This window comes from Streptomyces sp. NPDC001678 (assembly GCF_042892945.1).
Lineage (GTDB): Bacteria > Actinomycetota > Actinomycetes > Streptomycetales > Streptomycetaceae > Streptomyces.
The window spans coordinates 93,905-112,418 of the sequence record NZ_JBIAUP010000006.1; the positions used below are offsets into that span (position 1 = coordinate 93,905).

Consider the following 18,514-nt stretch of genomic DNA (forward strand, 5'->3'; position numbering starts at 1 on the left):
TCAGAACGTGAGCTTCCAGCCCGCCACGTACCCCTCGTCCTGCGCGGCGACGTCCTGCACGCGCAGCTTCCACGTGCCGTTCGCGGTTTCCGTGGACGCGTTGACGGTGTAGGTCTCGGTGACGTCCGCGGCCGAGTCGGAGTTGCTGGAGTCCTTCAGCCGGTAGGCGCGCCCGCTCGGGCCGACGAGGTCGATCGCCAGGTCGCCCCGGTAGGTGTGCTTGATGTCGACGCCGACCTTGAGCGCGGCGGGCGCGTTGCCGGTGACGCCGGAGACGGTGAGCGGGGACTCCACGGCCGGGCCCGCGTCGGGGATGGCGACCCGCGACTTGCTCTCGAAGACGGTGCCGCCGCCGGGCGGGGTGGTGGAGCCGCCGCTCAGGTTCCAGATGGCGTAGGCGATCGCGTCGCTGTTGTTGTCGAGCGCCTTGTCGTCGATGTTGGAGATGGTGTCGCACGAGGCGTGGTAGCAGCGGTCGAACGCCAGGCCGGACGTGCCGCCCCACTTCTGGGCCTGCTCGGCGGTCTTGATGTAGTCCGCGCCGCTGAAGAGGCCGCCGACGGCTATCCCCGCGTTCTTGAAGGGCGCGTGGTCGGAGCGGCCGTCGCCCTCGGTCTCTATCTCGGTGGGGATGTTGCGGGTGGCGAAGAAGTCCTTGAAGACGCCTTCGAGCCGCGTGTCGTCGTCGTAGACGAAGTAGCCCGGGTTGGGCGAGCCGATCATGTCGAAGTTCAGATAGCCGTCGATCTTCGCGCGCTCGGCCGCGGGCAGGTTGTTGACGTAGCTCTTCGACCCGACCATGCCCAGCTCCTCCGCGCCCCACCAGGCGAAGCGGAGGTGCTTGTCGGGCTTGTAGTTCTGCTTGGCGACGGTGAGGGCGACCTCGAGGATGCCCGCCGAGCCGGAGCCGTTGTCGTTGATGCCGGGGCCCCGGGTGACGGAGTCGAGGTGGGAGCCGGCGAAGACCACGTGGTTGGCGTCCCCGCCGGGCCAGTCGGCGATGAGGTTGTAGCCGGTCGAGCCCGAGGAGGTGAACTGCTGGACGGTGGTGGTGAAGCCGGCCGCGTCCAGCTTGCCCTTCACATAGTCGAGGGACGCCTTGTAGCCGGCGCGGCCGTGGGCGCGGTTGCCGCCGTTGGCGGTGGCGATCGACTGGAGCTGGTTCAGATGGGCCTTGACGTTGGCCCCGGATATGTCGGGCACCGCCACGGACTTGGCGGTGGTGGTCCGCCCGGCGGCCGCGGTGGTGGGAGCCGCGGTCGCCGGGACGGAGGAGACGCCCAGAAGGGCCGCTGTGACGGCCGCGCCCGAGGCGAGCAGAGCGGCGGCGGTACGTGCTCTTCGGGGCGCGGGCAGGGCTGGTCCGTTGAGTGCAAGCATGGGGGGCTCCAACTCTGTTTGACGTGGCCATGATGTTCAGGGCCCCCCGAAGGTGCGTCAAGAGCGCTTTTCGGACACCGATCACCGGTTTCCGGATATCGGTCGTCCGCTCACCCGCGCTGAGCTGTGGTTTCTGTGGCCTGAGAGGCCTCAGGGGCAATTGTGTTTTCTGTGTTGCCAGTTGCGGTCGCCCGCTCCTTGGCCTGCTTCAGCTCCACCCGGGCCTGCCGGGCCGTCCGCAGTCCGTCCCAGGTGAGCACGGCCAGCGCGAGCCAGACGAGCGCGAAGCCCGCCCAGCGCTCCGCGGGCATCGCCTCGTGGAAGACGAAGAGCCCCAGCGCGAACTGGAAGACCGGTGCGAAGTACTGCATCATCCCGAGCACCGACAGCGGCAGCCGCACCGCGGCCGCGCCGAAGGAGACCAGCGGAATCGCGGTGATCACACCGGTGCACAGCAGGAGCGCGGCATGCCCGCCGCCCTCGGAGGCGAAGGTCGAGTGCCCCTGGGCGCCGAGCACGATCAGCACCACGAGCGCCGGCAGGAACTGCACGGCCGTCTCGACGGCCATCGACTCCAGGCCGCCCAGCCCCACCTTCTTCTTGACCAGGCTGTAGGTGCTGAAGGTCGCCGCGATGGCGAGCGCGACCCACGGCGGCTTGCCGTAGCCCACGGCCAGCACGATCACGGCGGCGACGCCCACGCCCACCGCCGTCCACTGCGCCGGGCGCAGCCGCTCGCGCAGTGCGAAGACGCCCAGGGCGATGGTGGCGAGGGGGTTGATGAAGTACCCCAGGGAGGTCTCCACGACATGGCCGGAGTTCACGGCCCAGATGTAGACCCACCAGTTCGCGGAGATGACGGCCGCGCCCACCGCCGCCATCGCCAGTCGTTTCGGCTGCCGCAGCAGCGGGCGTATCCAGCCCCAGCGCTTGGTCAGGGCCAGTACGGCCCCGACCGTGACCAGCGACCACACCATGCGGTGCGCGAGGATCTCGATCGCCCCCGCGGGTTCCAGCAGCGGCCAGAAGAGGGGGAACAGCCCCCAGATCCCATAGGCGGCCACCCCGTAGAGCAGTCCTGCCCGGGTTTCGGTTCGTGCTGGCTCGGATGACACGGGGTCCCTCCCTGGGGTACGGCGACGGCGACCTTGCGACGGTAGACCCCGGCGCGCGGCACTGTCATGCCCGTATCGCATTACGGTCGTGGTGCGTGCTCCTCACGGACATGTTGCATCGCGGTGGTGACGTGGAAGGGCAGGATCGTCACCGCGACGTTCGGCAGCTGCCCCAGGACCCGGGCCATCTCCTCCGCCGTGCCGCGGTGCAGCAGCCGGCCGAGCGGCGAGGAGTAGGTGCGGCGGGGGATCAGCAGGGTGAGCGCGGTCGTGCCGTCGGCCGTCGTCCGGGCGGCGAGCGCGGCCACGGTGTGCCGCAGCCGCCGGTCGGGGCAGTCCACGAGCTCCAGCGGGACGGTCGTGCCGGACGACTCGTCCCAGCGGGCCACCAGCCGCCGCGCCCGGGGCTCGTCGATGACGAAGTGGAGGGCGCGCACCTCGTCGGGGCGCAGCTCGTGGGCGTACCGCAGGGCCTTCATCGTGGCCAGGTCGAGGCTGTCGACGAGGACGTGCACCACGTGCCGCCGCCAGTGGGGGCGGTCCGAGGTGAGGGCGGGGATGTTCTCCAGGGCCACGGCCTCCTCCCGGTACTGGCGGTTGATACGGATCAGCGCCCAGACCCCGAGCGGGAAGACCACCACGACCAGCCAGGCGCCCTCCGTGAACTTGGTGATCGCGAAGATCGCGACCACCAGCGCGGAGACCACCGCCGCGGCGAGGTTCACCGCCGTCTTCCAGTGGGACTGCCGGCGTCGCCAGTGGTGGGCCGTCATCCCGGCCGCCGCCATCGTGAAGCCGGTGAAGACGCCGATGGCGTACAGGGCGACCAGCTTGTCGACGCTGGCGCGCGTCACCAGCAGCAGCGCCATCGAGACGACGGTGAGGCAGATGATCCCGTTGGAGAAGGCGAGCCGGTGTCCGCGCCGCATCAGCTGCCGGGGCAGGAAGCGGTCCTCGGCGACGAAGCTGGCGAGGAAGGGGAAGCCGGTGAAGGGCGTGTTGGCACCCGTGTAGAGGATGAGCGCCGTCGCGAGCTGGACGTAGACGAGCCCGGCGGTGCCCGCCCAGCTGTCGCCGAAGACCAGATGGGCCTCCTGGGCGATGACGGTGGGGTTGCCGTCGGTGTAGGGGGTGGCGTGGGTGAAGTGGGCGAGCGCGGAGACGCCGAAGACCATGACGCCCAGGACGCAGCTCATCGTCGTGAGCGTCCGCCGGGCGTTGGCGCCCTGGGGGCGGCGGAAGGCGGAGACCCCGTTGGAGATGGCCTCCAGGCCGGTCAGGGAGGAGCCGCCGTTGGCGAAGGCGCGCAGCACCATGAAGAGCGACGCCCCGTACAGCCAGCCGTGCCCGGGCTCGCCGAGGGGGACGGCGCCGTGGGCGTGGATGTCCGCGTGCGGCAGCCCGCCGTCCAGCGCCCGGAGCAGCCCCACGACCAGCATGGCCGCCACGGCGAGCATAAAGAGATACGCGGGCGCGGCGAATGCCCGTCCCGCCTCCCGTACCCCGCGCAGATTCCCGTACATCAGCAGCACCACCACTCCCGCTGTGATGGGGAGCTTGAGGTGGTCGAGGCCGGTGTAGCCGTTGCCGGCGAGGTGGGCGAGGGAGATGAGGGCGTCGGTGCCGGCGGAGGTCTGTACGGCGACCGTGACGATGTAGTCGACGAGCAGTGCCACGGCCGCGATCTGCGCGACGCGCGGCCCGAAGTTCTCGCGCGCGACGACGTACGAGCCGCCGGCGCGGGTGTAGAGGGAGACGACGTCGCGGTAGGCGAGGGTCACCAGCAGCAGGACGAACAGGATCGCGCCGGTCACCGGCATCAGCAGGGTGAACGCGGCGGCCCCGACGACGGGGACGAGGATCCGCAGTATCTCCTCGCTGCCGTACGCGGTCGAGGACATGCAGTCGGAGGCGAGCACGCCCAGCGCCATCGGATTGGACAGCTTCTCCTGGGAGAGCCGCTCGGTGACCAGGGGCGGGCCGAGGAACGCGCGCTTGAGGCGGTAGGCGAGGCGGTCGCGGACGACGGGTGGTTCGGGCTCGGCCATGTTCATATGAGAGCGGCTGCCCAGCCGCCGGGGCGTCAGACGCCCCGCCGGACGGGCCGAAAACAGCCCGTCCGGCGTTTGGCGCGGATCTGGCGGAGCTACCCGACGACCGTCCAGGTGTCGTTCCCGCCGAGCAGGGCGGCCAGGTCGCCCTTGCCCTTCTGCTCGACCGCGGCCTCCAGCTGGTCCGCCATGAGCGTGTCGTAGACCGGCCGGTCCACGCTGCGGAAGACGCCGATGGGCGTGTGGTGGAGGGTGTCGGGGTCGGCGAGGCGCGAGAGGGCGAAGGCCGTGGTCGGGGACGCGGTGTGGGCGTCGTGGACCAGCACCGACGCCTCGTTCTCCGGCGTCACCGCGACGACCTTCAGATCGCCCGTGGCCGCGTCCCGTACGACGCCCTTCGCGCCGTCCACGCCGAAGCGGATCGGCTGCCCGTGCTCCAGGCGGATCACCGCCTCCTCGGCCTGCTGTTTGTCCTTGAGGGCCTCGAACGCGCCGTCGTTGAAGATGTTGCAGTTCTGGTAGATCTCCACGAGCGCGGTGCCCGGGTGGTCGGCGGCCTGTCGCAGGACCTCGGTGAGGTGCTTGCGGTCGGAGTCGACCGTGCGGGCGACGAAGGAGGCCTCGGCGCCGAGCGCCAGTGACACGGGGTTGAAGGGCGCGTCCAGGGAGCCCATGGGCGTGGACTTGGTGATCTTGCCGACCTCGGAGGTCGGGCTGTACTGGCCCTTGGTCAGCCCGTAGATCCGGTTGTTGAACAGCAGGATCTTCAGGTTGACGTTCCGCCGCAGGGCGTGGATCAGGTGGTTGCCGCCGATGGACAGCGCGTCGCCGTCGCCCGTGACGACCCACACCGACAGATCGCGGCGGGAGGTGGCCAGGCCGGTGGCGATGGCCGGGGCGCGGCCGTGGATGGAGTGCATCCCGTAGGTGTTCATGTAGTACGGGAAGCGGGAGGAGCAGCCGATGCCGGAGACGAAGACGATGTTCTCCTTCGCCAGCCCCAGCTCGGGCATGAAGCCCTGCACGGCGGCGAGGATGGCGTAGTCACCGCAGCCGGGGCACCAGCGCACCTCCTGGTCGGACTTGAAGTCCTTCATCGTCTGCCGGGCTTCGGCCTTGGGCACCAGCTTCAGCGCCTCAGTCATCGATGGCCTCCTTGAGCACGGTGGCGAGTTGCTCGGCCTTGAACGGCATTCCGCTCACCTGGGTGTACGAGCGGATGTCGACGAGGTACTTCGCCCGCAGCAGAGTGGCGAGCTGACCGAGGTTCATCTCCGGTACGACCACCTTCTCGTAACGCCCGAGGACCTCTCCCAGATTCCCGGGGAAGGGGTTGAGGTGGCGCAGATGGGCCTGGGCGATGGCACCCCCGCCCGCCCGTACGCGCCGTACCGCCGCCGTGACCGGCCCGTACGTCGAGCCCCAGCCGAGGACCAGGACACGCGCCTCGCCGGTGGGGTCGTCGACCTCGACGCCGGGGACGTCGATGCCGTCGACCTTGGCCTGGCGGGTGCGGACCATGAAGTCGTGGTTGGCCGGGTCGTAGGAGATGTTGCCCGTGCCGTCCTGCTTCTCGATGCCGCCGATGCGGTGCTCCAGGCCGGGGGTGCCGGGCACGGCCCAGGGGCGGGCCAGCGTGCGGGGGTCGCGCTTGTACGGCCAGAAGACCTCGGTGCCGTCGGCCAGTTCGTGGTTGGGCCCGGAGGCGAACTGCACCCGCAGGTCGGGCAGCTCGTCCGGCTCGGGGACCCGCCAGGGCTCGGAGCCGTTGGCCAGATAGCCGTCGCTCAGCAGGAACACCGGCGTCCGGTAGGTGAGCGCGATCCGGGCCGCGTCCAGGGCGGCGGCGAAGCAGTCGCCGGGCGTCCGGGGGGCCACGATCGGTACGGGCGCCTCGCCGTTGCGCCCGTACATCGCCTGGAGCAGATCGGCCTGCTCGGTCTTGGTGGGCAGACCGGTGGAGGGGCCGCCGCGCTGGATGTCGACGATCAGCAGCGGCAGTTCCAGCGACACGGCCAGGCCGATGGCCTCGGACTTCAGGGCCACGCCCGGGCCGGAGGTGGTGGTCACGGCGAGCGCGCCGCCGAAGGCCGCGCCCAGCGCCGCGCCGATGCCCGCGATCTCGTCCTCGGCCTGGAAGGTGCGCACGCCGAAGTTCTTGTGCTTCGACAGCTCGTGGAGGATGTCCGAGGCCGGGGTGATCGGGTACGAGCCCAGATAGAGCGGCAGGTCCGCCTGTCGGGCGGCGGCGATCAGACCATAGGACAGAGCGAGGTTGCCGGAGATGTTGCGGTAGGTGCCGGGCGGGAACGCGGCGGTGGCCGGGGCGACCTCGTAGGAGACCGCGAAGTCCTCCGTCGTCTCACCGAAGTTCCACCCCGCCCGGAAGGCGGTGACATTGGCCTCCGCGATCTGAGGCTTCTTGGCGAACTTCTTCCGCAGGAACGCCTCGGTGCTCTCCGTCGGCCGGTGGTACATCCACGACAACAGGCCGAGCGCGAACATGTTCTTGCTGCGCTCCGCCTCCTTGCGGGAGAGGCCGTACTCCTTGAGCGCCTCGATGGTCAGCGTCGTCAGCGGCACCGGGTGGACGTTGTAGGCGTCCAGGGAGCCGTCCTCCAGCGGGTTGCTGTCGTAACCCACCTTGGCCATGGGGCGTTTGGTGAACTCGTCCGTGTTGACGATGATCTCCGCGCCGGGCGGCACGTCCGCGATATTGGCCTTGAGCGCGGCCGGGTTCATCGCGACCAGCACGTTCGGCGCGTCGCCGGGGGTGAGGATGTCGTGGTCGGCGAAGTGGAGCTGGAACGAGGACACGCCCGGAAGGGTGCCGGCGGGAGCCCGGATCTCGGCCGGGAAGTTCGGCAGGGTGGAGAGGTCGTTGCCGAACGACGCCGTCTCGGAAGTGAAACGATCTCCCGTGAGCTGCATGCCGTCACCCGAGTCACCCGCGAAACGGATGATCACCCGGTCCAGACGCCGGACTTCCTTGGCGCCGTCCGGGCCGCCGGTGTCCGGGCCCTCGGTCGGGCCGCGTTGTCCGGCGAGGCGTTCACGGGCGTCGGCCTCGCCGCCCGGACCGTCTGATGCGGCCTGTTCGGCCGGGCTGCTGACCTGGCTGGTCACTGCTTCGGACCTCCCTCGTGGCGGCGCCGGCCGGACGATGGCGCCGACCGGCGATCCCACGGCCATCGTACGTGGGCAAGGGCAGCCTTCCCCGGGGGGATCAACGAATCAACAGCGGACTGTTCGGACTGTTCGAGATCCCCGGCCTGTTCGGATCGTCAGGACCGCAGATACGTGAGTACCGCCAGCACCCGGCGGTGGTCGCCCTCGCTCGGGGAGAGCCCCAGCTTCAGGAAGATGTTGCTGACGTGCTTCTCCACCGCGCCGTCGCTGACCACGAGCTGCTTGGCGATGGCGGAGTTCGTCCGGCCCTCCGCCATCAGGCCGAGGACCTCCCGCTCGCGCGGGGTGAGCCCGGCCAGTACGTCCTGCTTGCGGCTGCGGCCCAGCAGCTGGGCGACGACCTCGGGGTCCAGCGCGGTCCCGCCGCGCGCCACGCGGACCACCGCGTCCACGAACTCGCGCACCTCGGCGACCCGGTCCTTCAGCAGATAGCCGACGCCCCGGGTGCTGCCGGCCAGCAGCTCCGTCGCGTACTGCTCCTCCACGTACTGCGAGAAGACCAGCACCCCCAGCTCCGGGTGGTCGCGGCGCAGCCGCACCGCCGCCCGGACGCCCTCGTCGGTGTGGGTCGGGGGCATCCGGACGTCCGCGACGACCACATCGGGGAGGGCGTCGGCCGCGGAGAGCTCGGCGATCGTCTTGAGCAGCCCCTCCGCGTCGCCCACGCCCGCCACGACCTCGTGCCCCAGATCGGTGAGCAGCCGGGTCAGGCCCTCCCTGAGCAGCACCGAGTCCTCGGCGATGACCACCCGCACCCTGTCGTCCACGATCACGTTTTCTCCTGCCCCCTGGCGTTTGCCGACGTGGTTCGTACCGCGTCAGCATCGCAGCATCCGGGGGTGGCGCCTGCGGCGCGCGGCCAGGGCGGCCGGGGCGGGGTGCGGCGCCGGGCGACGTCGAGGGGCGCTAGCCCCGGTCGCGCCAGGGCAGCCCGGCGGTGACGGTCGTGGGGCCGCCGGCGGGGGAGTCGATCACCAGGAGCCCGTCCACCGAGTCCAGCCGCTCGGCGAGCCCGGCCAGTCCGCTGCCGCTCGTGGTCCCGGCGCCGCCGCGCCCGTCGTCCCACACCCGCAGCATCAGCCGGTCGCCCGCGCGCCAGACGTCCACCTGGGCGGAGCGCGCCCGGCTGTGCTTGCTGACGTTCTGGAGGAGTTCGGAGACGGTGAAGTAGGCGATGCCCTCGATGGCGGGCGCCGGACGGGAGTCCAGGTCCACCTCGGTCGCCACCGGGACGGTGCAGCGCCCGGCCAGCGAGGCGAGCGCGGGGCCGAGGCCGCGGTCGGTGAGGATCGCGGGGTGGATGCCGCGGGCGAGGTCGCGCAGCTCCTGGAGGGCGAGCTTCACCTCGCCGTGGGCCTCGTCGACCATGCGGGCGGCCTTCTCGGGGTCCCGTTCCACCAGCTCCTTCGCCAGGCCCAGCTCCATGGCGAGGGAGACGAGCCGGGCCTGGGCGCCGTCGTGGAGATCGCGCTCGATACGGCGGAGGTCGGCGGCGGCGGTGTCCACGACCACGCCCCGGTCCTCCTCCAGCTCCCAGACACGCTCCGCCAGCCGCGACGGCCCCAGCAGCCCGCGCACCAGCAGCCGGTCGACATGGGCCAGGCCCCGGATCACCCACGGCGTGAACAGGACGAGCAGCAGCCCGATGCCGCAGGTGATGCCGATCGTGAACGGGCTGTCGACGTAGAAGTGCCGGCCGCCGGTCTCGCCGTAGATCTGGATCCCGGGCTGGTGCGCGAACGTGGGCAGCGTCCACTGCCAGAGCGGGTAGAGGAAGAGGGGCCAGCCGACCGACCACAGCACCAGCGACGTGACGAACGTGAACAGCGCCCACGGGAAGTGCACCACCGCGTAGAGCAGGTGACGCCAGGACGTGCCGCTCTTGAACAGCGCGCCCACCCAGGCCATCGGGCCGGCGCCCCGCCCGTCGCGGCGCCGCCGGGGGCGGACCGGCTCGGGCTCGGCGATCTCCAGCCGCAGCAGCCCCCGCGCCCGCGCCCGCTCCAGGACGCCCAGCCCGCGCGCGGCGGCGAGGGTGGCGGCCAGCAGGGGCACCCCGATGAAGGTGACCAGGGTGCCGACGCCCGCGGCGGTCAGGGTGATGGCGAACGAGAAGGCGACGGCCGCGATCGGCAGGCTCGTCAGCAGGTAGAGGAACTCCCGCCAGGTGCGGCCCTCCAGCGGGGCGCGCAGCGCGGCGGGCACCCGGTGGAGCCGGGTTGCGTGGTCGATGGCCATGGGGGTCCTGTCCTTGCCGTCCTGTCCGTGTCGCTTGTCCCTGCAAGGCTCTCCGGCCGGGGGCCCGGGGACCATGAGGCGGGTGGGTGTCCTGGGGGTGGGGAAAGCCCCACCCTCCGGCTAGGGACGCCCGTCCGTACGCCCGTCCTTGGGGCCGTCCGCGCGGCTCCGCCAGGGCAGCTCGGCCGTGACGACCGTCGGGCCGCCGGCGGGGGAGTCCACGACGAACAGCCCGTCCACCGAGCCCAGCCGCTCGGCGAGCCCGGCCAGCCCGCTGCCCCGGGCGGTCGAGGCACCGCCCTGCCCGTCGTCGACGACCCGGATCAGCAGCCGGTCCTCCGCGCGCCACAGCTCGACCTCCGCCGTCCGCGCCCGGCTGTGCTTGCTGACGTTCTGGAGGAGCTCGGAGACGGTGAAGTAGGCGATGCCCTCGATCGCGGGCGCCGGACGGGAGTCCAGGTCGACGGCCACGTCCACCGGCACCGTGCAGCGCCCGGCCACCGATGTCAGCGCCGGGCCGAGACCGCGGTCGGTGAGGATCGCCGGGTGGATGCCGCGGGCGAGGTCGCGCAGCTCCTGCAGGGCCAGCTTCACCTCGCCGTGCGCCTCGCCGACCATCCGCGCGCCCGCCTCCGGGTCCTCCAGCAGCCGCTCCTTCGCCAGACCGAGCCCCATGGCCAGGGCGACGAGACGGGCCTGGGCGCCGTCGTGGAGATCGCGCTCGATACGGCGCAGATCGGCGGCGGCCGTGTCCACGACCACCCCCCGGTCCTCCTCCAGCTCGGCGATCCGCCGCTCCAGCTCGCTCGACGGCGACAGCAGCCCGCGCACCATCGCCCGGTCCACATTGGTCAGCCCGCGCGCGATGTGACCCAGTACGGGCCACGCGACGAAGAGGGACGCCAGCGTGATGCCGAACGTGAGAACGCCCCATGGCAGTCGTATGAACGCGTACAGCGTGCCGCGCCACGCCACCGGGTCCTTCAGCGTCATCCACATCGGGCCGAGGAAGCCACCGGCGCGGTGCCGGGGGAACGGGCTCGGCTCCTCGATCCGTACGCCCAGCAGCACCCGCGCCCGCCACCGCTCGGCCCTGCCCAGCACCCGCGCGCCCATCAGGCCGGCCGCCAGCAGCGGCAGCCCGACGACCGTCACCGACAGCAGCGCGCCCGCGTAGAGCCAGAGGGAGACGTAGACGAAACCGAGGATCCCCTCCAGCAGATTGAGGAGGAGGTGCGCGATCTCCTTCCACGTCGCGGAGCCGAAGGCGAAGCGCGCGGGAGGCAGCCGGTCGTCGTCCTCGGCGGCGACCGGGACGGCGCGGGAACGGGCGTGGGTACGGGCGGTCATACGGCAAGCGTGCCCTGGTCAGGGCCGCTGCCGCCATGGGGGCCGTGGCAGCCGTGGGGTGGGGATAACCCCACCCCACGGCTGCCGGGGCGGCTCATCCGGGGCGCCATAGGGCCTAGACTCGCGTGCGTACAGATCGTCGAACAAACAGGACAGGGAGCGAGGGGCGGACGTGCCGGAGGCGACCGTGCGCACCAGTGGCGCCGATGTCCAGCTCGCGGCGGACTACTTCCACGCCTATTCGGTCGTCGGACTGCTCGCCGTCATCGGCGTGCTCTTCGTCGCCGTGGCCTTCGGAGCCGGACGGCTGCTGCGACCGGTGGTGCCGACGCCCGAGAAGCTGCTCACGTACGAGTGCGGCGTGGACCCGGTCGGCGAGGGCTGGGCGCACACACAGGTCCGCTATTACGTCTATGCGTTTCTGTACGTGATCTTCGCAGTGGACTCGATCTTCCTGTTCCCCTGGGCCACGGTGTTCGCCGCGCCGGGCTTCGGCGGGGCGACGCTCGTGGAGATGTTCGTCTTCCTCGGCTTCCTCGCCGTGGGCCTGTTGTACGCATGGAAGAAGGGCGTCCTGGAATGGACGTGACACCCCCGGTCGACCTGCCCGAGCCCCGTCGGCTCGGCCCGCTGGCGCGCCTGGCCCCCGAGCCCATGAAGGTCGTCCTGAACTGGGGCCGCCGCTACAGCCTGTGGGTCTTCAACTTCGGGCTCGCCTGCTGCGCGATCGAGTTCATCGCGGCGTCCATGGCGCGGCACGACTTCATCCGCCTGGGCGTGATCCCCTTCGCGCCCGGCCCGCGCCAGGCCGACCTGATGATCGTCTCGGGCACGGTCACGGACAAGATGGCCCCGGCCGTGAAGCGGCTGTACGAGCAGATGCCCGAGCCCAAGTACGTGATCTCCTTCGGCGCCTGCTCCAACTGCGGCGGGCCCTACTGGGACTCGTACTCGGTGACCAAGGGCGTCGACCAGATCATCCCCGTGGACGTCTATGTGCCGGGCTGCCCGCCGCGGCCGGAGGCGCTGCTCCAGGGGATCATCAAGCTTCAGGAGAAGATCGCCAAGGAGTCGCTGGGCGAGCGGTACGCCTCCGGCGGGGGGCGGGCGTCCACGGCGGCGCTGCGCAGCGGCCTGGTGACGCCGCCGCCTCCTCCCGCGGGGGCTGCGGCGTCGGCTTCCGAGGAGACGGACCGATGAGCGAGCCTGTCGCCTGGCTCCCGGGCGCCGTGACGGACCTCTTCGGCGCGGACGCGACCGCCGAGGAGGCGTACGACCTGCTGACGGTCGACGTCCCGGCGGAGCAGTGGCTGACCGCGCTGGAGACCGCGCGCGATGTGCTGGGCTGCACGTTCTTCGACTGGCTGAGCGCCGTCGACGAGCCCGGCACGGGCTTCCGCGTCTGCGCGCACGTGGCGGCGCTGCCGGGCGGCGCGGACAGCGCGACGCGCCGGCTGCTCCTGCGTACGACCGTGCCGCACGAGGCCCCCGCGCTGCCCAGCGCGGTGGGCGTCTACGCGGGCGCGGCGTGGCACGAGCGCGAGACGCACGAGATGTTCGGCATCGACTTCCCGGGCCACCCCCATCTCGTGCCGCTCCTGCTGCCCGAGGGCTTCGAGGGCCACCCGCTGCGCAAGGACTTCGTCCTCGCGGCACGGGTGGTGAAGGCCTGGCCGGGCGCGAAGGAGCCCGGCGAGGCGGCGGAGGGCGGCCCCAAGCGCCGCCAGATGCTTCCCCCGGGCGTCCCCGACCCCAACGAATGGGGCCCCCTCAAGGGCCAGCTCCCCCCGGCCCCCACCCGCCCGGCCCGCACCCCTCGCGCGGCCGCCGCAGGCGCCGGCACGGACCGCCCGGTCCGCCGCGCCCGTAGCGTGGCGGACGGCTCGGCGAGCCAGGCAGGTGCCGAAGCGGCCCCGCGCCGCACCCGCAGTGCCGCTGACGGCTCGGCGAGCCAGCCGGGCGCGGAGGCGGCGTCCCGCCGTACCCGTAGCGTGGCGGACGGCTCCGCGAGCCAGACACCCGAGAGCGCGACCCCGGCCCCGCGCCGTACCCGGAGCGCGTCGGACGGCTCGGCAAGCCAGGCGGGCGCGGAGGCGACGCCTCGCCGCACCCGCAGTGCGGCGGAAGGTTCCGCGAGCCAGGCGGGCGCGGAGGCCCGCGGCTCGGCGGACGGCTCGGCGAGCCGGCAGCAGGACGCCGCCGCTCAGCCCACCCGCTCCTCGGACGCCCCCTGGCACCACGCCCGCCCGGCCTTCGACGAAACGCCGTCGGACTCCACGCCCCGGGAAACCCCGGACGAGAAGATCACCGGCAAGGGCACGACCCCCGCGACCCCGGCCGAGGAGCCCGCGACCCCGGGTCACACGGGCGAGCCCGTGTCTCCCCGCCGCGACGGCGCCGAGCCCGAGCGCGGCGGCCCGGCGGTGCCGGATGAGGCGGCCGCAGGCGAGGCCGCGAGCTCCGCCCCGGCGCAGCCCGCCGCCCCGGCCGACGAGTCCGCGACCCCGGCCCGCACGGGCGAGCCCGTGTCTCCCCGCCGCGACGGCGCCCGGCCCGAACGTCGTAGCCCGGCGGTGCCGGACTCACCCGCACCCGAAGCCCCCGGCACGGGCGGCGCGGGCGGCACGGGCGCGAGCCCGACCGCACCCGAGCCCGGCGCAGCCGAACCCCGTACGGGCGAGCCCGAGAACGATCAGAACCCCGCCGGAGGCGACCCCGCATGAGCAGCGACACTCTCGACGTCGTGCTGCGGCTCCTCGCCGTCTTCGTCTGCTTCCTCGTGCTGCCCCTGGTCATCGGTCAGACCGAGCACAAGGTGATGGCCCATATGCAGGGCCGCCTCGGCCCCATGTACGCCGGTGGGTTCCACGGCTGGGCGCAGCTCGTCGCGGACGGTGTGAAGTTCGCGCAGAAGGAGGACGTCGTCCCGGCCGACGCGGACCGGCGGATCTTCCAGCTCGCCCCCGCCGTGGCGCTGCTGCCGTACCTCCTCGTGCTGCTCGTGATCCCGGTCGGTCCCGGCAACGCCGTCGGGCAGGCCGTCGACGCGGGCATCTTCTTCGTGCTCGCCGTGATGGGCGTGGGCGTCCTGGGGTCGCTGATGGCCGGCTGGGCGTCGGCCAACAAGTTCTCGCTGCTCGGGGGCCTGCGCACCGCCGCGCAGCTGCTCGCGTACGAGCTGCCGATGCTGCTCGCGGCGGCGTCCGTCGCGATGGCGGCGGGCACCGTGTCGCTCCCGGGGATCGTCGACGCCTTCCACTGGTGGTGGGTGCCGTGGCAGATCGTCGGCGGCCTGGTCTTCTTCACGGCGGGTCTGGCCGAGCTCCAGCGGCCGCCGTTCGACATGCCCGTCGCCGACTCGGAGATCATCTTCGGTGCGTACACCGAGTACACCGGTCTGCGGTTCGCGATGTTCCTGCTCGCCGAGTACGCGGGCATCGTCGTCCTGTGCGGTCTGACGACCGTGCTGTTCCTGGGCGGCTGGCACGGCCCGTTCGGGGCCGACGGGCTGGGCTGGCTGTGGACGCTGCTGAAGACCCTCGTCCTCGCCTTCGTCGTGATCTGGCTCCGCGTGAGCTATCCGCGCCTTCGCGAGGACCAGCTCCAGAAGCTGGCCTGGACCGTCCTCATCCCGCTCGCCCTCGCGCAGATCGCCGTCACCGGCGTCGTCAAGGTGGTGATCCAGTAACCATGGGCATCCCCGGTTCCGGCCTGGCCAAGGGCCTCGCCGTCACCCTTCGCACCATGACCCGGCGCTCGGTCACCGCGCAGTACCCGGACGCCCAGCCCGAGCTGCCGCCCCGGACGCGCGGCGTGATCGGGCTGTTCGAGGAGAACTGCACGGTCTGCATGCTGTGCGCCCGGGAGTGCCCGGACTGGTGCATCTACATCGACTCCCACAAGGAGACCGTGCCCCCGGCCGCCCCGGGCGGCCGCGAGCGCAGCCGGAACGTCCTCGACCGCTTCGCGATCGACTTCGCGCTGTGCATGTACTGCGGCATCTGCATCGAGGTGTGCCCCTTCGACGCGCTGTTCTGGTCGCCGGAGTTCGAGTACGCCGAGACGGACATCCACGAGCTCACCCATGAGCGCGACAAGCTGCGCGAGTGGATGTGGACCGTGCCCGAGCCGCCCGCGCTCGACCCGGCGGCCGAGGAGCCCAAGGAGATCGCGGCGGCCCGCAAGACGGCCGAGAAACTGGCCGCCCAGCAGGCGGCCGAAGCGGAGCAGCAGGGGAAGGAGGGAGAGGCGTGACCGGCACCGGGATCAGCACAGCCGCGCAGGCGGTCACGCACGGCTTCCTCTCCACCTCCGGTGTCGAGATCGTCTTCCTCCTGGTCGGCCTCGTCACCCTCGGCGCGGCCGTCATTACCGTCACCACCCGGCAGCTGGTGCACGCCGCCCTCTGGCTGGTCGTGGCGCTCGGCGGGCTCGCCGTGGAGTACCTGCTGCTGACGGCGGAGTTCATCGCCTGGGTGCAGGTGCTGATCTACGTCGGTTCCGTCGTGGTCCTCCTCCTCTTCGGGCTCATGCTCACCAGGGCCCCCATCGGCCGTTCCCCGGACGCCGACTCCGGCAACCGGTGGGTCGCCCTCGGGGTCGCCGGCGCCGCCGCGGCCGCCCTCGTCTGGGTGGTCGTGGACGCCTTCCGTACGACGTGGATCGATCTGGGCGGCGCGCCGCAGGGCTCCACCGAGGTCTCCGGAGAGATCCTCTTCCGGCACTGGGTGCTGCCGTTCGAGGCGCTGTCCGTCCTGCTGCTCGCCGCGCTCGTCGGCGCGATCGTCCTCTCCCGACGGAAGCCCGACGCGAAGAAGGAGGAGCGCTGATGCATCTCGTCTACCCGGCCGTCCTCGCCGCCCTCCTCTTCTGCGTGGGCCTCTACGGCGTCCTCGCCCGGCGCAACGCGATCCTGGTCCTGATGTCCGTCGAGCTGATGCTCAACGCCGTCAACCTCAACCTCGTCGCCTTCGACGTGTGGCTGCGCGACACGCTCCACGCGGGCCAGGCGCTCACCCTCTTCACCATCGCCATCGCCGCCGCCGAGATCGGCATCGGCCTGGCGATCGTCCTCCAGGTCCACCGCAACCGCGGCACCGCCGACGTCGACCGGCTCCGCGACCTCGCCGAGGACGCCCCCGACACCGCCCATGAGCACCGCGAGGAGAAGGCCGAGGCCGCCGCGTGAGCACCACGACCACCGCCGTCCTCGTCCCCCTGCTGCCCTTCCTCGCCGCCCTCGCGGGCTTCCTCACGGGCCGCCGCGTCCCCGGGCTCGTCCGCCCGCTCGCCGTGCTGCCGACGCTCGCCGCCGCCGTGCTCGCGATCGTCGTCGCCTGCCGGCAGGGCGGCGGAGCGTCGCTCGACGCCGCCACCCGGCTCACGCCCACCGGCTCCCTCCCCATCGACCTCGCCCTCCACCTCGACGGCTTCGCCGTCCTCGTGGCCGTGCTCGTCGGGGTCGTGGCCGCCTGCGTCCAGCTGTACTCGACGGCCTATCTGCGCGACGACCCCCGCTACCCCTCGTACGCGGCCCTCGTCTCCCTCTTCACCTCCGCGATGCTGCTCGTCGTCTACACCGGCGACCTGATGGTGCTGCTGGTCGGCTGGGAGATCATGGGCATCTGCTCGTACTTCCTGGTCGGCCACTACTGGGAGACCGAGGCCGCCCGGTCCGCCTCCCTCAAGGCCTTCCTGGTCACCAAGCTCGGCGACGTCCCCTTCCTGATCGGCATCTTCGCGCTGGCCGCCGACGCCGGAACGTTCCGCATCAACGGCATCGTCGGCACCGCCGCCTCCGGCGGGCTGGACCACCCCACCCTCGTCGCGCTGCTGCTCCTGGCGGGCGTCGCGGGCAAGTCCGCGCAGTTCCCCCTGCACACCTGGCTGCCCGACGCGATGGCCGGCCCGACGCCCGTCTCCGCGCTGATCCACGCCGCGACGATGGTCGCGGCCGGTGTCTACCTCATCGCCCGGCTCCTCCCCGTCTTCGCCGCCTCCGCGGCGGCGCTCGTCGTGCTCGCCGTGATGGCCGCGGTGACCATGGTCGGCTCGGCCCTGGCCGCGCTCGCCCAGGACGACATCAAACGTGTCCTCGCCTACTCCACCGTCGGCCAGCTCGGCTATATGACCGGCGCCCTGGCCGTCGGCGACCGCGGCGCGGCCGTCTTCCACCTCATCTCGCACGGCGCGTTCAAGGCCCTCCTCTTCCTCGGGGCAGGCGTGATCATCCACGCCGCCGGCACCAACTCGCTGGCCGCCATGGCCCGGATGAACGGCCTGGCCAAGCGGATCCCCGACGCCTACTGGACGATGACCGTCGCCCTCCTGGCGCTCGCCGCGATCCCCCCGTTCAGCGGCTTCTTCTCCAAGGAGGCCGTCCTCGGCGCCGCCGAGCACGCCGCCACCGGCACCGCCCACGGCATCCCCGCCGCCGCGGCCGGCCCGGCCGGCTGGACCGTCCTGATCGCGGGCCTGCTCACCGCCGTCCTCACCGCCGGCTACGCCACCCGCCTGTGGCTGCTCGCCTTCCACGGCAAGGGCGCCGAGGCCCCCGACCACGGCCGCGAGCCCGCCGCGATGAACGGTGTGCTCTGGGTCCTCTTCCTGCCCACCGCCGCCCTCGGCCTGGCCGCCTGGAAGCTGCCCGACTGGTTCGACGGCCGCTCGCTCACCCCCGGCCTCGCCACCTCCGTCCTCTCCACCGGCTGCGCCGCCGCCGGCGCGCTCGTCATGTACGCCGCCTGGCGCCGCACCGCCGCGCTCACCGCCCGTACCCCCCTCGGTGCCGTGGCCGCCGACCCGGAAGCGGCCCCCGCCGTCTCCGAGATCGAGGCCATCGCCAGCCACGAGCCCGCCTACGGCACCATCGCCGCCGCCCCCGACCCGGCCGACCCGGGCAGGCTGCTCCTCGGCCCCCTCCACCGCCACGCCGTCACCGGATTCCACCTCGACGCCGTGTACTCCACACTGTTCGTCCGGCCCACGCGCGCCGCCGCCCGCCTCGCCCGCTTCCTCGACCGCGAGGTCGTCGACGCGTACGTGCGCGGCGCCGCCACCGCGCCCGGGCTGCTCGGCGCGGCCGTCCGCCGCGCCCAGACCGGCAATGTGCAGACCTATCTCGGCGCCCTGCTCGCCGGCTCCGTCGTCCTGGCCGTCGCCGCCGTCCTCGTCGCCACCGGAGCCTGATCC

16 protein-coding genes are annotated in these 18,514 nt (G+C 72.2%); 8 read left to right on the plus strand and 8 right to left on the minus strand.

The features are described from left to right. From ACFYZR_RS14640 to ACFYZR_RS14675, 8 genes are all read right to left on the minus strand, one after another. Positions 1–1,380, minus strand: a complete 1,380-nt coding sequence (locus tag ACFYZR_RS14640; RefSeq protein ID WP_391910027.1) for a M20/M25/M40 family metallo-hydrolase — start codon at positions 1,378–1,380, stop codon at positions 1–3. 110 nt (positions 1,381–1,490) lie between these two features. After that, entirely contained in the window at positions 1,491–2,495 is a 1,005-nt protein-coding gene (gene rarD, locus ACFYZR_RS14645) for an EamA family transporter RarD (protein WP_391910029.1), read from the minus strand. 80 nt (positions 2,496–2,575) lie between these two features. Then, on the minus strand, positions 2,576–4,543 hold the full coding sequence (locus tag ACFYZR_RS14650; RefSeq protein ID WP_391910031.1) for an APC family permease: 1,968 nt from the start codon (positions 4,541–4,543) through the stop codon (positions 2,576–2,578). A gap of 98 nt (positions 4,544–4,641) precedes the next feature. Next, entirely contained in the window at positions 4,642–5,691 is a 1,050-nt protein-coding gene (locus ACFYZR_RS14655) for a 2-oxoacid:ferredoxin oxidoreductase subunit beta (protein ID WP_391910033.1), read from the minus strand. Beyond that, positions 5,684–7,672: a 2-oxoacid:acceptor oxidoreductase subunit alpha gene (locus ACFYZR_RS14660; RefSeq protein WP_391910035.1), complete on the minus strand. Its 1,989-nt coding sequence runs from the start codon at positions 7,670–7,672 to the stop codon at positions 5,684–5,686. Before ACFYZR_RS14660 ends, ACFYZR_RS14655 begins: the two co-directional genes overlap by 8 nt. Before the next feature lie 158 nt (positions 7,673–7,830). After that, on the minus strand, positions 7,831–8,490 hold the full coding sequence (locus ACFYZR_RS14665; protein WP_189456702.1) for a response regulator transcription factor: 660 nt from the start codon (positions 8,488–8,490) through the stop codon (positions 7,831–7,833). Between the two features lie 151 nt (positions 8,491–8,641). Beyond that, a complete protein-coding gene (locus ACFYZR_RS14670; RefSeq protein WP_391910037.1) occupies positions 8,642–9,973 on the minus strand; it encodes a sensor histidine kinase in 1,332 nt (443 codons plus the stop codon). A 120-nt stretch (positions 9,974–10,093) separates the two neighbouring features. Beyond that, positions 10,094–11,323, minus strand: a complete 1,230-nt coding sequence (locus tag ACFYZR_RS14675) for a sensor histidine kinase (protein ID WP_391910039.1) — start codon at positions 11,321–11,323, stop codon at positions 10,094–10,096. 172 nt (positions 11,324–11,495) lie between these two features. On the opposite strand from ACFYZR_RS14675, the gene ACFYZR_RS14680 reads away from it, so the two are divergent. From ACFYZR_RS14680 to ACFYZR_RS14715, 8 genes are read left to right on the plus strand one after another with little or no spacing between them, the layout of a single operon-like run. Beyond that, a complete protein-coding gene (locus ACFYZR_RS14680) occupies positions 11,496–11,912 on the plus strand; it encodes an NADH-quinone oxidoreductase subunit A (protein ID WP_126914744.1) in 417 nt (138 codons plus the stop codon). Continuing rightward, positions 11,903–12,523 (plus strand): NADH-quinone oxidoreductase subunit B, encoded by a 621-nt coding sequence (locus tag ACFYZR_RS14685; protein WP_391910042.1) that lies wholly within the window; start codon positions 11,903–11,905, stop codon positions 12,521–12,523. The genes ACFYZR_RS14680 and ACFYZR_RS14685 overlap by 10 nt, the downstream gene beginning before the upstream one ends. Continuing rightward, entirely contained in the window at positions 12,520–14,046 is a 1,527-nt protein-coding gene (locus tag ACFYZR_RS14690; RefSeq protein WP_391910044.1) for an NADH-quinone oxidoreductase subunit C, read from the plus strand. The genes ACFYZR_RS14685 and ACFYZR_RS14690 overlap by 4 nt, the downstream gene beginning before the upstream one ends. Next, entirely contained in the window at positions 14,043–15,011 is a 969-nt protein-coding gene (locus tag ACFYZR_RS14695; RefSeq protein ID WP_391910046.1) for an NADH-quinone oxidoreductase subunit H, read from the plus strand. The genes ACFYZR_RS14690 and ACFYZR_RS14695 overlap by 4 nt, the downstream gene beginning before the upstream one ends. A gap of 2 nt (positions 15,012–15,013) precedes the next feature. Beyond that, complete coding sequence (locus ACFYZR_RS14700) at positions 15,014–15,577, plus strand: NuoI/complex I 23 kDa subunit family protein (protein ID WP_391910048.1); 564 nt, start codon at positions 15,014–15,016, stop codon at positions 15,575–15,577. After that, the gene (locus ACFYZR_RS14705) at positions 15,574–16,152 is read left to right on the plus strand and encodes an NADH-quinone oxidoreductase subunit J (RefSeq protein ID WP_391910050.1); all 579 of its coding nucleotides are present in this window, start codon (positions 15,574–15,576) and stop codon (positions 16,150–16,152) included. Before ACFYZR_RS14700 ends, ACFYZR_RS14705 begins: the two co-directional genes overlap by 4 nt. Continuing rightward, positions 16,152–16,511 (plus strand): NADH-quinone oxidoreductase subunit NuoK, encoded by a 360-nt coding sequence (nuoK, locus tag ACFYZR_RS14710; protein ID WP_311608979.1) that lies wholly within the window; start codon positions 16,152–16,154, stop codon positions 16,509–16,511. Before ACFYZR_RS14705 ends, nuoK begins: the two co-directional genes overlap by 1 nt. Next, positions 16,508–18,511, plus strand: coding sequence for an NADH-quinone oxidoreductase subunit L (locus ACFYZR_RS14715; protein ID WP_391910053.1), 2,004 nt, complete (start codon positions 16,508–16,510; stop codon positions 18,509–18,511). The genes nuoK and ACFYZR_RS14715 overlap by 4 nt, the downstream gene beginning before the upstream one ends. The last annotated feature ends 3 nt before the right edge of the window (positions 18,512–18,514 follow it).